Here is a 15,550-nt window from a genome sequence, read left to right as displayed (position 1 = left end):
TCTGGCGGGAGGCGGAGGGGTGGGGGGTGGGGGATCGGAAGTGGAAAAGGGAAAAGGGGAAAATGTCAGCGCGATGTCAGATATCGCCCGACGATGGTCAGTCCAGCAACGTCAGCATCTGCTCGGCCGCGTCCCGTACCCGGCCCGGATCTGCCGAGGCCTTGCCGACGACCCGTGCTCCCTGGAAGAAGACGAGCAGTAGCCGCGCGAGGCCGCGTGGATCACGGTGCGCGGGCAGTTCGCCCTGCGCCTGGGCGCGGACGAGCGCGGAGTGCAGCAGGGTCTCGATGTGTCCCCAGCTGAGCTCGACCCGGCGGGCCGCGGCGTGGTCGTGCGGGGCCAGTTCGGCCGCGGTGTTGGTGACGAGACAGCCGGCCAGGCGGGAGTCCTCGGCCGTCGATTCGGCGGCGAAGCGCCGCACCACGCCGCGCACGGCGGGCAGTGCGGGGCCGGGCGCGGACAGCTCGGCGAGCAGAGCGGCGTCTCGGTGTTCGGCGTAGCGGTCGAGAGCCTTGAGGTACAGCTCGTGCTTGTTGCCGAACGTCGCGTAGATGCTGGCGCGGCCGATGCCGAGGTGCTCGACGAGGTCCGCCATCGATGTCGCCTCGTATCCGCGCCGCCAGAACAGCTCCAGGGCCGAACGCAGCGCGGCGTCCGGATCGAATTCCTTGGTCCTGGCCACACCCAGACACTAGAACTGACTGGAACGCTCGGTCAAGTAAGTCTGGACGGTCAACGCCTCGTCGTCGAGGCAGGCCCCGGTCTCCAGGTCGAAGCGGTGCTTGAGGAGCGGCGATGCGACATAGGGGCGGCCCTCCGGTGTGGAACCGAGCAGCCCGCGGGAGAGAACGCAGGCGCCGGTGGACGGGTCGCGGTTGTCGATCGCGTACGTTCGCCCGCGCCGGTCGGTGAAGACGGCGGCTTGGCGGCCGTCCGGAAGGAGGGCGGCGACGCCGCGTCCGGGGGTCAGGCGGGCGGCCTCGCAGATCGTGAACCAGCCGCTGTCCAGCTTGAGTTGAATGGTCGTCATCGGGTGGCTCCCAGGGTGAGGAGGGGGAGTTCGGGCTTGATCTGGTCGCGTTCGGGCACGAACCGGACCGAGGGGTCGGGGGCCCCGGGCGCGTTCACGAAGGACACGAAGCGGGAAAGCCGATCGGGGTCGTCCAGGGTCTCGGCCCACTCGTCGCGGTAGCCCGCCACGTGCGCGGTCATCAGGGCTTCCAGCTCGGCGCAGATGCCGAGCGAGTCGTTCACCACCACATCCCTGACGTGGGCTAGGCCCCCGTCGATCCGCTCCAGCCAGACCGAGGTGCGCTCCAGGCGGTCGGCGGTACGGATGTAGAACATCAGGAACCTGTCGATCAGACGGACGAGTTGATTGTCCGTCAGGTCCTGGGCGAGGAGGTCCGCGTGGCGCGGGACCGCGCCGCCGTTGCCGCCGACGTACAGGTTCCAGCCGTTGGCCGTGGCGATCACTCCGAAGTCCTTCGACCGGGCTTCGGCGCACTCCCGGGCGCAGCCCGAGACCGCCGACTTCAGTTTGTGCGGCGAGCGCAGTCCGCGGTAGCGCAGCTCCAGATCGATGGCCATCCGCACCGAGTCCTGCACCCCGTAGCGGCACCAGGTCTGCCCCACGCACGACTTGACCGTACGCAGCGACCTTCCGTACGCGTGCCCGGATTCGAAGCCGGCTGCCACCAACCTCGCCCAGATGGACGGGAGTTGGTCGACGCGAGCACCGAAGAGGTCGATGCGCTGGCCTCCGGTGATTTTGGTGTAGAGGCCGAAGTCCCGGGCCACCTCGCCGATCACGATGAGTCGGTCCGGCGTGATCTCGCCGCTGGGGATGCGCGGCACGATCGAATAGGAGCCGTTGCGCTGCAAGTTGGCGAGGAAGTGGTCATGGGTGTCCTGGAGCGCGGCCTGCTCGCCGTCGAGGATGTGCCCGTTGCCGAGGCCCGCCAGGATCGACGCGACCGCGGGCTTGCAGATCTCGCAGCCCTCCCCTCCACGCGCCCGCACGCGGCCGTGGTCGTCGAGGAGTTCGGTGAACGTGGTGATGCGCAGCGCGAGCGCGATCTCATACAGCTCCTGACGGCTCTGGGGGAAGCAGCCGCACAGGCCGACGTCCCCGGACTCCGGCAACAGCCTTCCCATGGTCCGGACACAACTCCCGCACCCCGTACCGGCTTTGGTGCGCTTCTTGGCCTCGGGCAGCGAGGGGCAGGCGCCGATCGCACCCTTGGTGACGTTGTGGCAGGAACAGATGACGGCGTCGTCCGGCAGCGACTCGGGGCCGAACGCGGCCGGCGCACCGAGTCCGGCGGGCAGCACCAGCTGCTCCGGGGCGACCGGCGGTACGTGCCCGGTGAGCGGACGCAGCATGCCGTAGGCGTCCGCGTCGCCGACCAGCACGCCGCCGAGGAGCACACCCTCGCCGGACACGACCAGCTTCTTGTAGACCCCCGAGCGGGAGTCCGCGTAGACGACGTCCAGGCAGCCCTCGGTCGAGCCGTGCGCGTCGCCGAAGGAGGCGACGTCCACGCCGAGGAGCTTCAGTTTCGTCGACAAGTCGGCTCCGGTGAAGGTGCGTCGTGCGGCGCCGACGATGGTGTCGGCCGCGGTCTCGGCCATGTCGTAGCCCGGCGCGACCAGGCCGTACACCCGGCCGTCGGCGGCCAGCGCGCACTCGCCGATCGCGAAGACCGCGGGATCTCCGGTGCGGCACCGCTCGTCGATGACGATGCCGCCGCGCTCGCCGACCGCGAGGCCGCAGTCGCGGGCCAGCCGGTCGCGGGGGCGGACGCCGGCGGAGAAGATCACGAGGTCGGTCGACAGATGAGAGCTGTCAGAAAGTGTCATTCCATTGACGCGTCCCGAACCGTCGGCGGTGATCTCCCGCGTGCCGACGCCCGTGTGCACGGTGAGGCCCATGTTCTCGATGGTGCGGAGCAGCGCCGCGCCGCCGCCCTCGTCGACCTGTACCGGCATCAGCCGGGGCGCGAACTCCACGATGTGGGTGGTGAGTCCGAGCCCTTTCAGCGCCCCGGCCGCCTCCAGTCCGAGCAGCCCGCCCCCCACCACGGCGCCCGTCGTCGCGGTCTTGGCGTACGCCTCGATGGAGAGCAGGTCCTCGATCGTCCGGTAGACGAAGCAGCCGGCGAGATCCTTGCCGGGTACCGGCGGCACGAAGGGGAACGAGCCGGTGGCCAGGACGAGCGTGTCGTACGCGAAGGTGCGCCCCGAGCGGGCGGTGACGGTGCGCGCCGCCCGGTCGACCGACACGGCGGGGTCGCCGACGTGGAGCTCCACCCCGTGCCGACGCATGAAGTCAGCCGGAACGAGGCTCAGTTCGTCGGGTGTGCTGCCCTCGAAGTATGAGGTGAGACGCACCCGGTCGTAAGCGGGACGGGGTTCCTCGCCCAGCACGACCACCCGGGTCCGGCCGGTCGCGCCGCGCTCGGCGAGTGCCTCCAGGAAACGCTGGCCGACCATGCCGTGGCCGACGACCACGATCGTGGAAAGGCGTTCGTTGGGCACGTCAGGAACCTCCGTCGTCGGTGGTACGGCGTGGGCCTCCTCGCCGCTGACGGTCACCGGGGCGGGGGGGCCGGGGCCCGGCCGGTCCGACGGGTCCGGAGGTCACCCGCCGTACCGCCGCTCGCCAGGGTGTCCGTACTCATGCGTCGAGCGTGCGTGACGGCTGTTACCCGTCCGCATCCCGCCGATTTCCACGGCGGAACCTTGCGCTCAGCGGGGCGGGGAACGGGGTGTGAGGCGCCGAGGCGCCCTTCGCGACCGGCCGGCCCATGGGGCGGTGGGGCGGAGGTCGGGACGTGGGCGGGTCCGAGGTGGGGCGTGGGCGCGAAGTGGGGCGGCCCGGGGTGGGGTGACGCGGGCCGGGGATGGCCGGATCCGGGCTGGGCGTGGGGTGACGCGGGCCTGAGACGGACGGATCCGGGCTGGGCGTGGGGCGGGGCGGGGCGGGAAGCGAGTGATCCGGGTCGGGGATGGTGTGCTCCGGGCTCGGGGCGGGCGGGGCGACTCCGGAAGGGAGTGGTCGGGGGGTGGGGTAAACCGAACCCTGAAGATCCGTGCTGGCACGATCGAAACGGCGGGCCCCGGGCGGGAGCCTTGACGCATGGACCTCGCGCAGCGACACCCCGCCTCCGACCACACGCCGACCCGCCCTGGCATGGGCCCGGGCCGCCCACCCGCCCCCGCTACGGGCCCGGCCGGCCCCGCTTCCGGCCCGGTCGCCACGGCCGCGACCCCGGCCGGGACGGACCAGCACGCCCGGCACCGCGGTGCCGGCCGCGTGGGCTGGAAGGCGATACTCCGGGAGCCGTTCCGGGCCGTGACATGGCTGCGGCTCGCCTACCTCCTGCTCGCCCTGCCCGTGGGCATCCTGTGTATCCCGATAGCCCTGGTCGGCGGCCCGGCCGGCCGGATCCAGCGTGGGCTCGCCCGGCGGCTGCTCGGCGTGGAGGTGACGGATCCCCGGCACACCGGCCCACTCGCCCTGGTCCACGCCGTGATCAGCCTGCCACTCAACCTGGTGGCGCTCACGGTGTCGGCCTACTTCTGGACAGTCGTCGTCATCAACCTGGCCTATCCGCTGCGGCCGGACAGCGACCCGACCCAGGCATGGGGCGGTCCCACGATGGCCGGGGCATGGGCAGTGCACGGCATAGGCGGCGGCGTGTCCTTCCTGCTCATCACACCCTGGGTGATGAAGGGGTTCACCCTGCTCCAGGCCCGCCTCGTCAGGGGCTTCCTCGGAGGCGACCGGGCCGGGCTGCTCAAGGCCACCTGGATCGCGCTGGCCGTGACCGGGCTCTGCGCGCTCCTGTCCATACCCGTGATCCACCAGCTCTGACCGGCTCGCCCCTAGGGTTGTAGCCCATGCACCGCCTGCGTCTTCCGGGCTCCCCGGAGTTCCCCTACCGACGGGACCGGCGCGGCCCGGTCGCCCGGGCCGCGCTCTACTCGCTCATCGCGCTGCCGCTCGCCCTGGCCGGCCTGGTCCTGGTCGTCGCGGTCCTGCTGATCGGAGCGGTGCTGTCGTGGACCGCGCTGGGACTGTGGCTCATCGCCGCGGCGGTCCGAGCGGCCCTCGCCCTCGGAGAGCTCCAACGAGCCCTGGCGAAGCGCCTGTTGGGCCTGGAGATCGACCCGCCGACGCTGCCGGAGACGAGCGGAGTGTTCGACTGGCGGCGCTCGGTGCTCGGTGGGCGGACCGGCTGGCGGGCGGTGGGCTGCGCACTGGCGGCCCCGCTGACCGCCCTGCTGCCGCTCGCCGCCTTGTACATCGGCTGGGTGAACGGGGTACTGCTGACCCTGCATCCCCTGCTCAAGCGCTGGAACAATTTCACGATCACGGGGCCCGACGGTTCCGTACGGAGGGTGGGACTGGAGGTGGGGGGAGTGGAGTTGGACAGCTGGCCGCGGTGGCTGCTGCCCTTCGCCTTGGGACTTGTGCTTCTGTACGCGGCGCCGTGGCTGCTTCGCCACGCGCTGGTCCCGCACCGGCTGCTGCTCGGTGGGCTGCTCGGGCCGGACCGGGCGGACCAGCGCATCCGCACCCTGGAGGAGACCCGGGCCCAGGCCGTGGACGGCGCGGCGGCGACCCTACGTCGTATAGAACGCGACCTCCACGACGGGACGCAGGCCCGTCTGGTGGGTCTGGGCATGCATCTCACGATGATCCGCGAGCTGGTGGCGGGAGGTGCCGAGCAGGACAAGATCCTGAAGGTCGTCGAGACGGCGCAGGGCAATGCCAAACAGGCCGTAGCCGATCTGCGCCATCTGGTGAAGGGCATCCATCCACCCGTGCTCGACCAGGGGCTGGACACCGCGCTCGCCACGCTTGCGGCGGACAGTGCGCTGCCGGTGCGGGTGGACTGCCGGATCGAGGGCAGGCCCAGTCCGGCGATCGAGTCCATCGCCTACTTCTGTACGGCGGAACTGCTGGCCAACGCGGCCAAGCACAGCGGGGCTTCGCAGGTGTGGGTCACGGTGTACGGCGACGCGAAGGCACTGCTGCTCGCCGTCGAGGACGACGGGCGCGGGGGAGCGCTGGTGGGGGCGGGCAGTGGACTGGCCGGGTTGCGGGACCGGGTGCGTACCGTGGACGGCTCACTGAACTGCGACAGCCCGCCCGGTGGGCCTACGGTGGTGAGTGTGCTGCTGCCCTTGCGATGAGCTGTGCGGACGCCGAGAACAGATGAGTTGTGTGGACGCCGAGAACAGGTGAACACCGAGAACGGGGCGGGTCATTCATGCGGGTCGTCATCGCCGAGGACTCCTCGATCCTGCGCGACGGGCTCGTGCAGCTGCTGGAGATGCGGGGCGTGGAAGTGGCGGCCGCGGTCCAGGATGCCGAGGCGCTGCTTGCCGCGGTCGCCGAGCACCGTCCGGACGCGGCGGTGGTGGACATCCGGCTGCCGCCGACGCAGACGGACGAGGGGCTGCGGGCGGCGGTGGAGATCCGTCGGACGGCGCCGGGCACCGGGGTGTTGATCTTCTCGCAGTACGTGGAGACCAAGTACGCGGAGCAGCTCGTTGGGGACGGCGGGGCGGGGGTCGGCTATCTGCTGAAGGAACGCGTCGTGGACATCGGGGAGTTCGTGAACGCTCTGGAGCGGGTGGCGGCGGGCGGAACCGCGCTGGATCCGGAGGTGGTGGCCCAGCTGTTCGGTGCCAGTCGGCGGGCCGCCGCGCTCGACGCACTCACGCCGCGTGAGCGGGAAGTGCTGGGACTGATGGCGGAGGGCCGCACCAACCACGCCATCGCGGAGGGGTTCGGGGTGTCGGAGCGGGCGGTGGAGAAGCACATCGCCAACATCTTCAGCAAGCTGGACCTGCCGCCGTCGGAGTCGGGGCACCGGCGGGTGCTCGCGGTCCTGCGGTATCTGGACCGGGCCGGCGGCTGACCCTCGGCGGTCGCCGCCGCGACCGGGCCGGGACCCGGCTGGGGCAGTCCCGGAGTGGGCTCGGCTTAATCGGTGGTCAGCCCATCCTCAAGGGGGCCTTAAGGATCCCGGATCCGGCTCTGACCAGGGCCTTTCGATGGTGCTGCCGACCTAGGCTGCCGGGCGTGACGATCGAGGCCACCGACCCGCAGCTTGCCGCTTACCCAGCGCTGTCCGCCTATCTCGCGCACCAGTCCCAGCAGACCGGGCAGACCGGGGACACCGGGCAGGCCGGGCAGACCGAGCGGACCGGGCAGGCGCCCCCGGCCTACCCGGCCTATCCGGCCCACCCGGCTCAACCGCCCCACTCGGATCAACCGCCCCACTCGGATCAACCACCGCCCCCGCACTCGCACCCCACCCACCCGGCTCACGTGGCCCACCCGGTCCCGGCCCACCCCGATCAGCCGGAGTCGGCCTTCGCGAGGCAACAGCCGCCGCGGTGGGAGCCGGCGCAGCCGCGGCCGAAGCACGGCGGGCCCGCCCGGGAGGTTTTCGAGGGGCGGGCTCCGGCGGCCGGGGCCGGGGTCGTGCCGGGCCGGGAGCCCAGGGCCGGGGCCGGGGTCGTGCCGGGGCGGGCGCTTCGGATTCGGCCGCGGGTCATGCGGCGCGGGATGGTCGCGGGGGCCGGCGCGGTGAGCCTGCTGTGGGGCAGTCAGGCCGAGCCGTCCGCGCGGCTGGACGCGCTGTTCGCCGGCGCGGCCCATCTGTCCGGGCTGCTCGCCGGTTACGGCATCCTGGTGATGCTGCTGCTCATGGCCCGTGTTCCGGCGGTCGAGCACGGGGTGGGGGCCGACCGGCTCGCCCGCTGGCACTCGCTCGGCGGGCGCTATGTCCTGAGCCTCGTCGGTGCGCATGTGGTGCTCGCGCTGTGCGGATACGCCGCGTACACCGGTACCGATGTGCTGCGGGCGACGGCTCAACTGCTGGGCTACGGAGGCATTGTGGCGGCCGCGTTCGGGACGCTGGCGCTCGGTGCCGCCGGGGTCAGTTCGGTGCGGGCCGCGCGGGCGCGGATCTCCCAGGAGACCTGGCGTGCCCTGCACTTCCTCACCTACCTTGGGGCCGCGCTCGCCTTCGCGCATCAGCTCGTCGGCCCCGATGTGTCCGGCAGCCCGCTCACCGTGTGGGCCTGGGCGATGCTGCACGCCACGGTCGCGGTGCTGATCGTTTGGTACCGGGGTGTCGTCCCCGTGCGGCAGGCGCTGCGGCACGGTCTGCGGGTGGTCGAGGTGCGTGACGAGAGCCCCGATGTCGTCTCGGTCGTCATGCGCGGCACGGGGCTTGACGCGCTGCGCGCCGAACCGGGGCAGTTCCTGCGCTGGCGGTTCGTGCAGCGCAGGCTGTGGCACACCTCGCTGCCGTTCTCGCTGTCCGCGCCGGTCAGGGACGACACCGTACGGATCACCGTCAAGGCGCTCGGTGTGCACAGTCGGCGGATGCGCCGGCTGCGTCCGGGCACAAGGGTCCTGGCCACCGGACCCTTCGGTGCGATGACCGCGCACCGCCGTACCCGCCGCAAGGTACTGCTCCTGGCGGGCGGGGTCGGCATCACGCCGATGCGGGTCCTGTTCGAGACGCTGCCCGCGGCGCCGGGTGACCTGACCCTGCTCTACCGGGCCAGCAACGCCGCGCAGTTGGTGCTGCGTGACGAGCTGGAGGCCATCGCCGTGGCGCGTGGGGCCGCACTGCACTATCTGCTCGGCCCCTCCGACGCGGCCTTCGACCCGCTCGCGCCGCAGGCCCTGCGCGAGCTCGTGCCCGGTCTGGCCGAGCACGATGTCTATCTGTGCGGGCCCGGTCCGATGGCGGAGGTGGCCACCGCCTCGCTCATCAAGGCGGGGGTGCCCGAACAGCACATCCACACCGAGCAGTTCAGCTTCTGAAGCCTTGTCCAACTGAGCCCCACCCACCGAGCCCGTTCGCACCAGCCCCACCCACCGAGCCCGTTCGCACCAGCCCCACCCAACCGAGCCCGTTCGTACGAGCCCCGCCCAATCGAGCCCCGTTCGTACGAGCCCCACCCGCCGAGCCCCGCCCGACCGAGCCCCGAGGAATCGCCCAGCCATGGCCCGTCACCGCAAGTGCGCCACCCCCGTCCCCCTCGACCGTGCCCGGCGCCGGCTCGCCGCGGGGCTCACCGCCGTCAGTGCCCTTGCGGCGACCTTCCTGGCCGGCGCCGTCACGCCGGCCGCGCCGCCCGCCCCCGACCGGGCCGCGGCCGCCGGCTCAGATCTCGCTCAAGCATCCGGAAAGTAATGGACGCACCGAGCCGCCGCTCCTTAAAGTCGCGATCATGCCCGACATATCGCTGACCATGCTCATCGTGCTGTGCCTGGCCGCGGGGGCCGCCGGATGGATCGACGCCGTGGTCGGCGGTGGCGGGCTGCTTATGCTGCCCGCGCTCCTGCTGGGCCTGCCGCACGTGCCGGCGGCCCACATCCTCGGCACCAACAAGGCCGTCGCCATCGTCGGTACGTCGGGAGCCGCCGTGACCTATGTGCGCAAGGCGCCGGTGCGGGTGGGGACGGCGGTGCGGATCGGGCTCGCGGCGCTCGCGGGCTCCATGACGGGGGCGTTCTTCGCGGCGGGCATCAGCAGCGCGGTGCTGCGGCCGGTGATCCTCGTGGTGCTGCTCGGCGTCGCGGGGTTCGTCATGTTCCGGCCCGCGTTCGGTACGGGGGCCAGTGGGGAGCCGGTCACCCGGGCCCGTACGGTCACCGCGATCGTGCTGGTCGGGGGCGGGATCGGGCTGTACGACGGGCTCTTCGGGCCCGGCACCGGTACGTTCCTGATCCTCGCGCTCACGGCCGTGCTGCACCTGGATCTGGTGACGGCGAGTGCCACGGCGAAGATCGTGAACGTCTGCACCAACGCGGGGGCGTTGGCGATGTTCGCCTACCAGGGCAATGTGATGTGGCAACTGGCCGGGATCATGGCCGTGTTCAACCTGGCGGGGGGCATGCTGGGGGCGCGCATGGCGCTGCGCAAGGGGAGTGAGTTCGTGCGGGGGGTGCTGTTGGTGGTGGTGTTCTCGCTGGTGGCCAAGCTCGCGTTCGACCAGTGGAACGCGTAGTCGCTGCGCCGGGGGTCAGAGGGGGCGGGGTGGAGTTGGGGCGAGTACCCCTGTCAGGTGGGCGAAGGCGACCACGTTGGCCTGGTAGCCGGAGCCCTTGGTGAAGGGGCCGCCGCAGGTGATCAGGCGTAGTTCGGGGCGGGGGGCGGAGCCGTACACCTTGGCGTCGGGGAACGCGTCGTTGTCGTAGACCTCGACCGCGTCGACGTCGAAGATGGCGGTCACGCCGTCCTTGCGGGTCACCTCGACGTGGCTGCCCTTCTTCAGGGCGCCCAGCGCGTAGAAGACGGCGGGGCCGCGGGCGTCGTCGACGTGGCCCGCCATGACGGCGGTGCCGCGGACTCCGGGCGGAGTGCCGTCCTCGTACCAGCCGGCCATGTTCGTGTTGCCCGGCGGCGGCGCCACCAGGCTGTGGTCGGGGCCGAGCCCCAGCCGCATGACGGGCGCGTCCACCCGGATCGAGGGAATCCGGATCCGTACGGGATCGGAGGCCAACAGGCCGGAGGGAGGCGGGAGTTCGGCCCGGCCCCGCGCTGCCGGACCCCGTGCGGCCGGCCCGCCGCGGTGGGAGGCGCCCGGGCCCGCCGCGAACGCCTCGGCCGACGACGGCCGCGGCGGCTCCACGGAGTCGAAGCCCCGTTCCACCAGCCACAGGCCGGCGAACGCGGCGACCACCATCAGCCAGGCCGCGTTGCGCCGTGCCACAGGGGCCGACACAGGGGCCGGCGCAGGGGCAGACAAGGGGGTCAGCCCCGGCCCTGCGCGCCGCTCGCCCGGCGACGCAGCAGCCAGGTGCCGCCCACGGCGGCCGCGGTCAGTACCGCCGCGCCCGCCGCGATCAAGGGGGTGTCGGGGCGGACGCTGCCGCCGACGCCGGTCTTCACATGGCCGCGCGGGTCGTGGCCTTCCCACGACTTGTCACGGCCCCACTGGTCGCCCCGGTCGCTCGCGTCCCAGGACTTGTCCTTCGTCCACTGGCCGCCGCCGTCCCACGGCTTGTCCTTGGACCACTGGTCCCGGTCCTTGTTCCACTGGCCGTCCTTGCCCCACCGTTCGCGCTCACGGTCGCCGCCCGCCGCGACGGTGAGCTGTGCCTCGACGGTCTTGCCGTTCTCGCAGCTCACCTTGATGCGGAAGCTGCCCGGCTTGGTGTGCGGGGCGACCTGGAACTGGCCGGCGAGCACTTCCTTGTGGGTGGACGCGGTCAGCTGGAAGTCGCCGGCGCCCACCGTGTTCGCGTCGCCCGTGGCGCGCCCCGCCGCCCCGCAGGCCGTGGTGTTCGCGGTCACGGTGGCGCCCGGCGACGCGCTGGCCGGCCACAGTTCGAGGGACCCGGGCGCGGCCGGATCGCCGTTGGCGTACGCGAGCGACGCCGCCGGGCCCAGCGTGGCGGCGGCCGCCAGCAGGGCACTGGTCAGGAGTCGGGCTGTACGCATGGATCCTCCGGGGACGCGGCAGAGCTGAGCTTCTGCCTTCGACCTAAGAGGGCCGGTGGCCGTCGCGCCCCCCGGCGGGGGGCGAACGAGTGACGGCGGGCGGGCCGTACGGGTGAGCCGTCACGCCGGGTCGATCACGTCCCAGGGGGTCTCCTCGAACGCCCGCCACACCCTTTTCATGAGTTCCGCGTCGACCGCGAACTCCCGCTCGTCGATCCGGCCGACCGGGGCGATCCCGCGCGAGTTCGTCACGAAGGCCGCGCTGTACGCGTCGAGGCCGGCCAGGGTCACCTCGCGGTGGACCGACTCCAGGCCGTACCCCGCGAGCCGTTCTTCCAGGATGGCCTTGGTGACGCCGGGCAGCGCGGGACGGTCCGGCCACACCACCGAAGTGCCGTCCCAGAAGGCGATGTTGGTGATCGCGCCCTCCGCGACGACGCCGCCAGGACCGGTCAGCAGGGCCTCCGTGAAGCCCTGGCGCTCGGCGAGCCGCCCGTAGTGGGCCTGCGCGAAGCCGCCGAGGTGCTTGATGTGGGCGACCGGCCGCTCGTAGGGCACGGAGAGCAGCGACTGCGCGGTGGACGGCATGTCGACGGGGTCGCGTACGACGACCATCGGGGTGGGTGCGTCGGCCGGACCGTACACATAGACCCGCACCGCCGCGTCGGACGCACCGCAGGCGCCGAGGGCACGCGTGATCAGCGAGCGGACCCGTCCGCCGTCCAGGCCGGGCCCGAACAGCTCGCGGGTCGCCCGGTCGAGGCGGGTCAGGTGATGGGCGAGACCGCGGACCCGTCCGTCGCGCACCTGTAGGGCGGTGAAGTGGCCGTAGCCGCCGGTCAGGGCGGGGACGAGCAGGTTTTCGGCATTGGCGGGGCGGCCGTCGACCTCGACGTACGGAAGTGTCATGGATCTCAAGATAGTTCGGGGCCCGCCCGGCTTGACCTCAAGCTTGCTTGAGGTTGAATCCTTCTCGGCATGGACATCGTCACGGCCGAGCAGGCCGCTCTGAAGCTCACCGTCGTCATCGGCTCCAACCGCGAGGGCCGGTTCGCGCCGGTCGTCGCCGACTGGTTCCTCGCCCGGGCCCGTGCACACCACGGCCTCGACATCGAGGTGCTCGACCTCGCCGACACCGAACTGCCGACCGCCCTCTCGCGCGACCCCTCGCCCGCCGTGGCGGCCCAACTCGCCGTCATCACACCCAAGTTGGCGGATGCGGATGCCTTCGTCGTGATCACCCCCGAGTACAACCACTCCTTCCCGGCGCCCCTGAAGAACCTGATCGACTGGCACTTCGCGCAGTGGCAGGCCAAGCCCGTGGGGTTCGTCTCCTACGGTGGGATCTCCGGGGGGCTGCGGGCCGTCGAGCAGTTGCGGCAGGTCTTCGCCGAGCTGCACGCCGTCACCGTGCGGGACACCGTCAGCTTCCCGCAGGTGCACGGCCTCTTCGACGAGGACGGCGAGCACCGCGAGCCCTCGCAGGCGGACGCGGCCGTGAAGAAGATGCTCGACCAGGTGGCGTGGTGGGCGTGGGCGCTGCGCGACGCCAAGGAGGTGCGCCCGTACGCGGGTTGAGCCGCGGACCCACGCGAGCCGGTTGGCCCGGCGCGCCCGTACGCGGGTTGAGCCGCGGACCCACGCGAGCCGGTTGGCCCGGCGCGTACGTACGCGGGGTGAGCCGCGGACCCCCGCGAACCGGTTGGCCCGGAGCGTACGTACGCGGGTGCAGCCGGAGCCGTACCCGGGGAGGCGCCCGTCCACCGCCCCGACCGGGACACCGGCCGGGCGGCGCGTCACGCGGCGGGCAGGCTCACCACCGCGAGCGCTCCGCCGTCCTCCGCGTTGCTCAGTGTCACCCGTGCGCCGACGACCTGGGCCTGGCCGAGGGCGATGGTCAGGCCGAGGCCCGTGCCCTGGCCGCGTTCCTTCGCGCCGGTCACGAAGCGTCGGGGGCCGTCCTTCAGGAGGTGTCCGGGGAAGCCGGGCCCGTGGTCGCGGATGGCGACCGAGGTGCCGTCCACCGTCACCTCGACGGGTTCGGCGCCGTGCCGCCGCGCGTTGGCGATGAGGTTGGCGACGATCCGCTCCAGGCGGCGGGCGTCGGTGCGTACGAGCGTGTCGGTCCCGTCGGGGTCCGGCCCGTGGGAGACCTCGTGCCGCCCCAACTCGACTGCTAGGCCGCAGCGTTGGAGGATCTGCTCCACGGTGCGGTCCAGCGGGAGCACCTCCAGATGGGGTTCCTCGGCGTTCGCGTCGAGCCGGGCGACTTCCAGGAGGTCCTCGGTCAGGGTGCGCAGGGCCGCGACCCGGTCCTGTACGAGCTCGGTCGGACGGCTCGGCGGGAGGAGTTCGGCGGCCGTGTGCAGGCCGGTCAGCGGGGTGCGCAGCTCGTGCGCCACGTCCGCGGTGAAGCGCTGCTCGGCCTCCAGGCGGCTCTGCAACGAGGCCGCCATCGTGTCGACGGCGCAGGCGAGTTCGGCCACCTCGTCCTGACGCCCGGCCGGGGTCCCGCCGATCCTGGCGTCCAGGTCGCCCAGGCTGATCCGGCGTGCGGTGGCCGCGGCGGTCCGCAGCTGGCGGCTGAGCCTGCTGGCGAGTCCGGCGCCGCCGAGCGCCGCGAGCCCCACGACGACCGCGCCCCAGGCCACCAACTGGCTGTCGAGTTCCTGTAGTTGATCCGCCGCGGTGTCGAGGGGGCGGCGTACCGAGAGCACCCGGTTGCCGACGGGCCGCGCGGCCCACACCGCCGGGTGCGGGCCGTCCAGGTCCAGGTAGGTGCTGCGCCTGCCGTTCCGGGCGGACTCGCGCAGCGGCTCGGGGAGCGCGGGATGGTCGAGTGCGGCCTCCGTGTCGTTGTGGTCCACCTGTCCGGTCAGCTCGTACAGCTGCCGTACGCGGATGAGTTGAGCGGTCGCGGACTCGCGGGCGGTCGAGGCGATCTGGGCGGCCCGGGACTGGTGGATGAGCAGTCCGATGGCGACGGCCACCAGGGCGCAGCCCGCCGCGAGCAGCAGGGAGATCTTGACCCGCAGGCTCAGGCCCCGGCGCAGCCCGCCGGCCCGGCCGCGCAGCCCGTCGGCCCGGCCGCGCAGCCCGTCGGCCCGGCCGCGCGGGGCGGCCAAGCGGCGGCGAGGGGCGGCCAAGTGGCGGCGCAGGGCGGCGAGATGGCGGCGCGCCTCCGGGCGCGGGCGCGGGCCGGCGGTCACGGGGCGCCCCCGGCGGTCTTCGCGGGGCCGGGCGCGGAGCGGGAGTCCGGGGCGCCCGCGCCTCCCGAAGTCCTGGGAGAGGCGTTCTTGTACGTCTTCTCGTCCCGTACCGGGGTGAGCCGGACCCCGTCCCAGCGGTAGCGGACGACCTGTTCGGCACCGTCGTCCGCGGCGCCGCGCGTCACGAGGTCGGTGCCGACGGCCTCCACCGCGAGCCGGCTGCCCACCGTGTAGAGGATCGGGACGATCCGGCCGTCGCGGACCGAGTAGACGATGACCGCCGTGCGCCGGCTCTCCAGGTCCGCCGCGACGATCATCTCGGGCGGGCCGCCGTCGCCGGTCAGGTCGTGGAAGACCGGCGGCCGGATCCCCGGCCGTCCGGGGCTGTGGATCAGGGGGAGCCGGATGAGCGACCGGGCGCGCGGGTCCGCCTTCAGGACCGCCGCCGGATCCAGGCCGCGCAGCCCGTCCGCCGGAACCTTCGGCGCGTCGGCGAGCGGAACCGGCGGCTCCCCGCGGCCGGACGCCCGCACGCCCTCGCGCCGCGACTCGCTCTCGTACCAGGCGGGCCACAGCTTCTGGGGCCCGGGCTGGAGGGCGACCGGCGACGCCCGGTCGCCCTCCACCAGGCCCGAGCGCTCACCGCACCCGGACAGGGCGAACACCACCGCGGCGACGCCGAGGGCGGCGATGCCCGCGACGGCTACGGCGCGGACCATCCGAAAGGTCTGGATCATGGTGGGGTGCCGGGGTCGGGGAAGGCGGCCGGGACCCCGGCCGCGACCGTCGACACTAGGAGCGGACCATCACGGAATTCGGGACAACGGGTAACAGCCGTGCGTACGCTCCCCACCG

The 15,550-nt window shown here is 72.7% G+C and carries 15 protein-coding genes; 7 read left to right on the top strand and 8 right to left on the bottom strand.

The annotated features are described in order from the left end of the window. Positions 1 to 97: 97 nt before the first annotated feature. The 3 genes from ACFYNP_RS08435 to nirB are packed head-to-tail and all read right to left on the bottom strand — an operon-like array spanning position 98 to position 3,495. Positions 98 to 682, bottom strand: coding sequence for a TetR/AcrR family transcriptional regulator (locus ACFYNP_RS08435; RefSeq protein WP_388783773.1), 585 nt, complete (start codon positions 680 to 682; stop codon positions 98 to 100). Positions 683 to 691: 9 nt separating this feature from the next. Beyond that, on the bottom strand, positions 692 to 1,030 hold the full coding sequence (gene nirD, locus ACFYNP_RS08430; RefSeq protein WP_388407707.1) for a nitrite reductase small subunit NirD: 339 nt from the start codon (positions 1,028 to 1,030) through the stop codon (positions 692 to 694). After that, positions 1,027 to 3,495, bottom strand: a complete 2,469-nt coding sequence (nirB, locus tag ACFYNP_RS08425; RefSeq protein ID WP_388784297.1) for a nitrite reductase large subunit NirB — start codon at positions 3,493 to 3,495, stop codon at positions 1,027 to 1,029. Before nirB ends, nirD begins: the two co-directional genes overlap by 4 nt. Before the next feature lie 646 nt (positions 3,496 to 4,141). On the opposite strand from nirB, the gene ACFYNP_RS08420 reads away from it, so the two are divergent. From ACFYNP_RS08420 to ACFYNP_RS08395, 6 genes are all read left to right on the top strand, one after another. Continuing rightward, complete coding sequence (locus tag ACFYNP_RS08420; RefSeq protein WP_388783770.1) at positions 4,142 to 4,879, top strand: sensor domain-containing protein; 738 nt, start codon at positions 4,142 to 4,144, stop codon at positions 4,877 to 4,879. Positions 4,880 to 4,905: 26 nt separating this feature from the next. Beyond that, positions 4,906 to 6,204 (top strand): sensor domain-containing protein, encoded by a 1,299-nt coding sequence (locus ACFYNP_RS08415; RefSeq protein WP_388783768.1) that lies wholly within the window; start codon positions 4,906 to 4,908, stop codon positions 6,202 to 6,204. A gap of 77 nt (positions 6,205 to 6,281) precedes the next feature. Beyond that, positions 6,282 to 6,935: a response regulator gene (locus ACFYNP_RS08410; protein ID WP_388783765.1), complete on the top strand. Its 654-nt coding sequence runs from the start codon at positions 6,282 to 6,284 to the stop codon at positions 6,933 to 6,935. A gap of 164 nt (positions 6,936 to 7,099) precedes the next feature. Beyond that, complete coding sequence (locus tag ACFYNP_RS08405; RefSeq protein ID WP_388783763.1) at positions 7,100 to 8,860, top strand: ferric reductase-like transmembrane domain-containing protein; 1,761 nt, start codon at positions 7,100 to 7,102, stop codon at positions 8,858 to 8,860. A 181-nt stretch (positions 8,861 to 9,041) separates the two neighbouring features. Then, positions 9,042 to 9,233, top strand: a complete 192-nt coding sequence (locus ACFYNP_RS08400) for a hypothetical protein (protein ID WP_388407720.1) — start codon at positions 9,042 to 9,044, stop codon at positions 9,231 to 9,233. Positions 9,234 to 9,270: 37 nt separating this feature from the next. After that, positions 9,271 to 10,050, top strand: a complete 780-nt coding sequence (locus ACFYNP_RS08395) for a sulfite exporter TauE/SafE family protein (protein ID WP_388783760.1) — start codon at positions 9,271 to 9,273, stop codon at positions 10,048 to 10,050. A 15-nt stretch (positions 10,051 to 10,065) separates the two neighbouring features. On the opposite strand, the gene ACFYNP_RS08390 is transcribed toward ACFYNP_RS08395, so the two are convergent. The 3 genes from ACFYNP_RS08390 to ACFYNP_RS08380 all read right to left on the bottom strand — a co-directional run bounded on the left by ACFYNP_RS08390 (position 10,066) and on the right by ACFYNP_RS08380 (position 12,395). Continuing rightward, positions 10,066 to 10,755: a class F sortase gene (locus tag ACFYNP_RS08390; RefSeq protein ID WP_388783757.1), complete on the bottom strand. Its 690-nt coding sequence runs from the start codon at positions 10,753 to 10,755 to the stop codon at positions 10,066 to 10,068. A gap of 41 nt (positions 10,756 to 10,796) precedes the next feature. Next, complete coding sequence (locus tag ACFYNP_RS08385) at positions 10,797 to 11,486, bottom strand: hypothetical protein (protein WP_388783754.1); 690 nt, start codon at positions 11,484 to 11,486, stop codon at positions 10,797 to 10,799. 120 nt (positions 11,487 to 11,606) lie between these two features. Then, complete coding sequence (locus ACFYNP_RS08380; protein ID WP_388783752.1) at positions 11,607 to 12,395, bottom strand: aminotransferase class IV; 789 nt, start codon at positions 12,393 to 12,395, stop codon at positions 11,607 to 11,609. A 69-nt stretch (positions 12,396 to 12,464) separates the two neighbouring features. On the opposite strand from ACFYNP_RS08380, the gene ACFYNP_RS08375 reads away from it, so the two are divergent. Next, on the top strand, positions 12,465 to 13,064 hold the full coding sequence (locus tag ACFYNP_RS08375; protein ID WP_388783749.1) for an NADPH-dependent FMN reductase: 600 nt from the start codon (positions 12,465 to 12,467) through the stop codon (positions 13,062 to 13,064). A 218-nt stretch (positions 13,065 to 13,282) separates the two neighbouring features. Here ACFYNP_RS08375 and ACFYNP_RS08370 read toward each other — a convergent pair whose 3' ends face one another. Both ACFYNP_RS08370 and ACFYNP_RS08365 read right to left on the bottom strand, forming a co-directional pair. Beyond that, entirely contained in the window at positions 13,283 to 14,695 is a 1,413-nt protein-coding gene (locus ACFYNP_RS08370) for an ATP-binding protein (RefSeq protein WP_388783746.1), read from the bottom strand. Continuing rightward, positions 14,692 to 15,432, bottom strand: a complete 741-nt coding sequence (locus ACFYNP_RS08365; RefSeq protein ID WP_388783742.1) for a hypothetical protein — start codon at positions 15,430 to 15,432, stop codon at positions 14,692 to 14,694. Before ACFYNP_RS08365 ends, ACFYNP_RS08370 begins: the two co-directional genes overlap by 4 nt. Between the last annotated feature and the right edge of the window lie 118 nt (positions 15,433 to 15,550).

This window comes from Streptomyces sp. NPDC006691 (assembly GCF_042869955.1).
GTDB lineage: Bacteria > Actinomycetota > Actinomycetes > Streptomycetales > Streptomycetaceae > Streptomyces.
The sequence above is the reverse complement of the archived record's forward strand: the minus strand, read 5'-3'. Positions and strand labels throughout refer to the sequence as shown.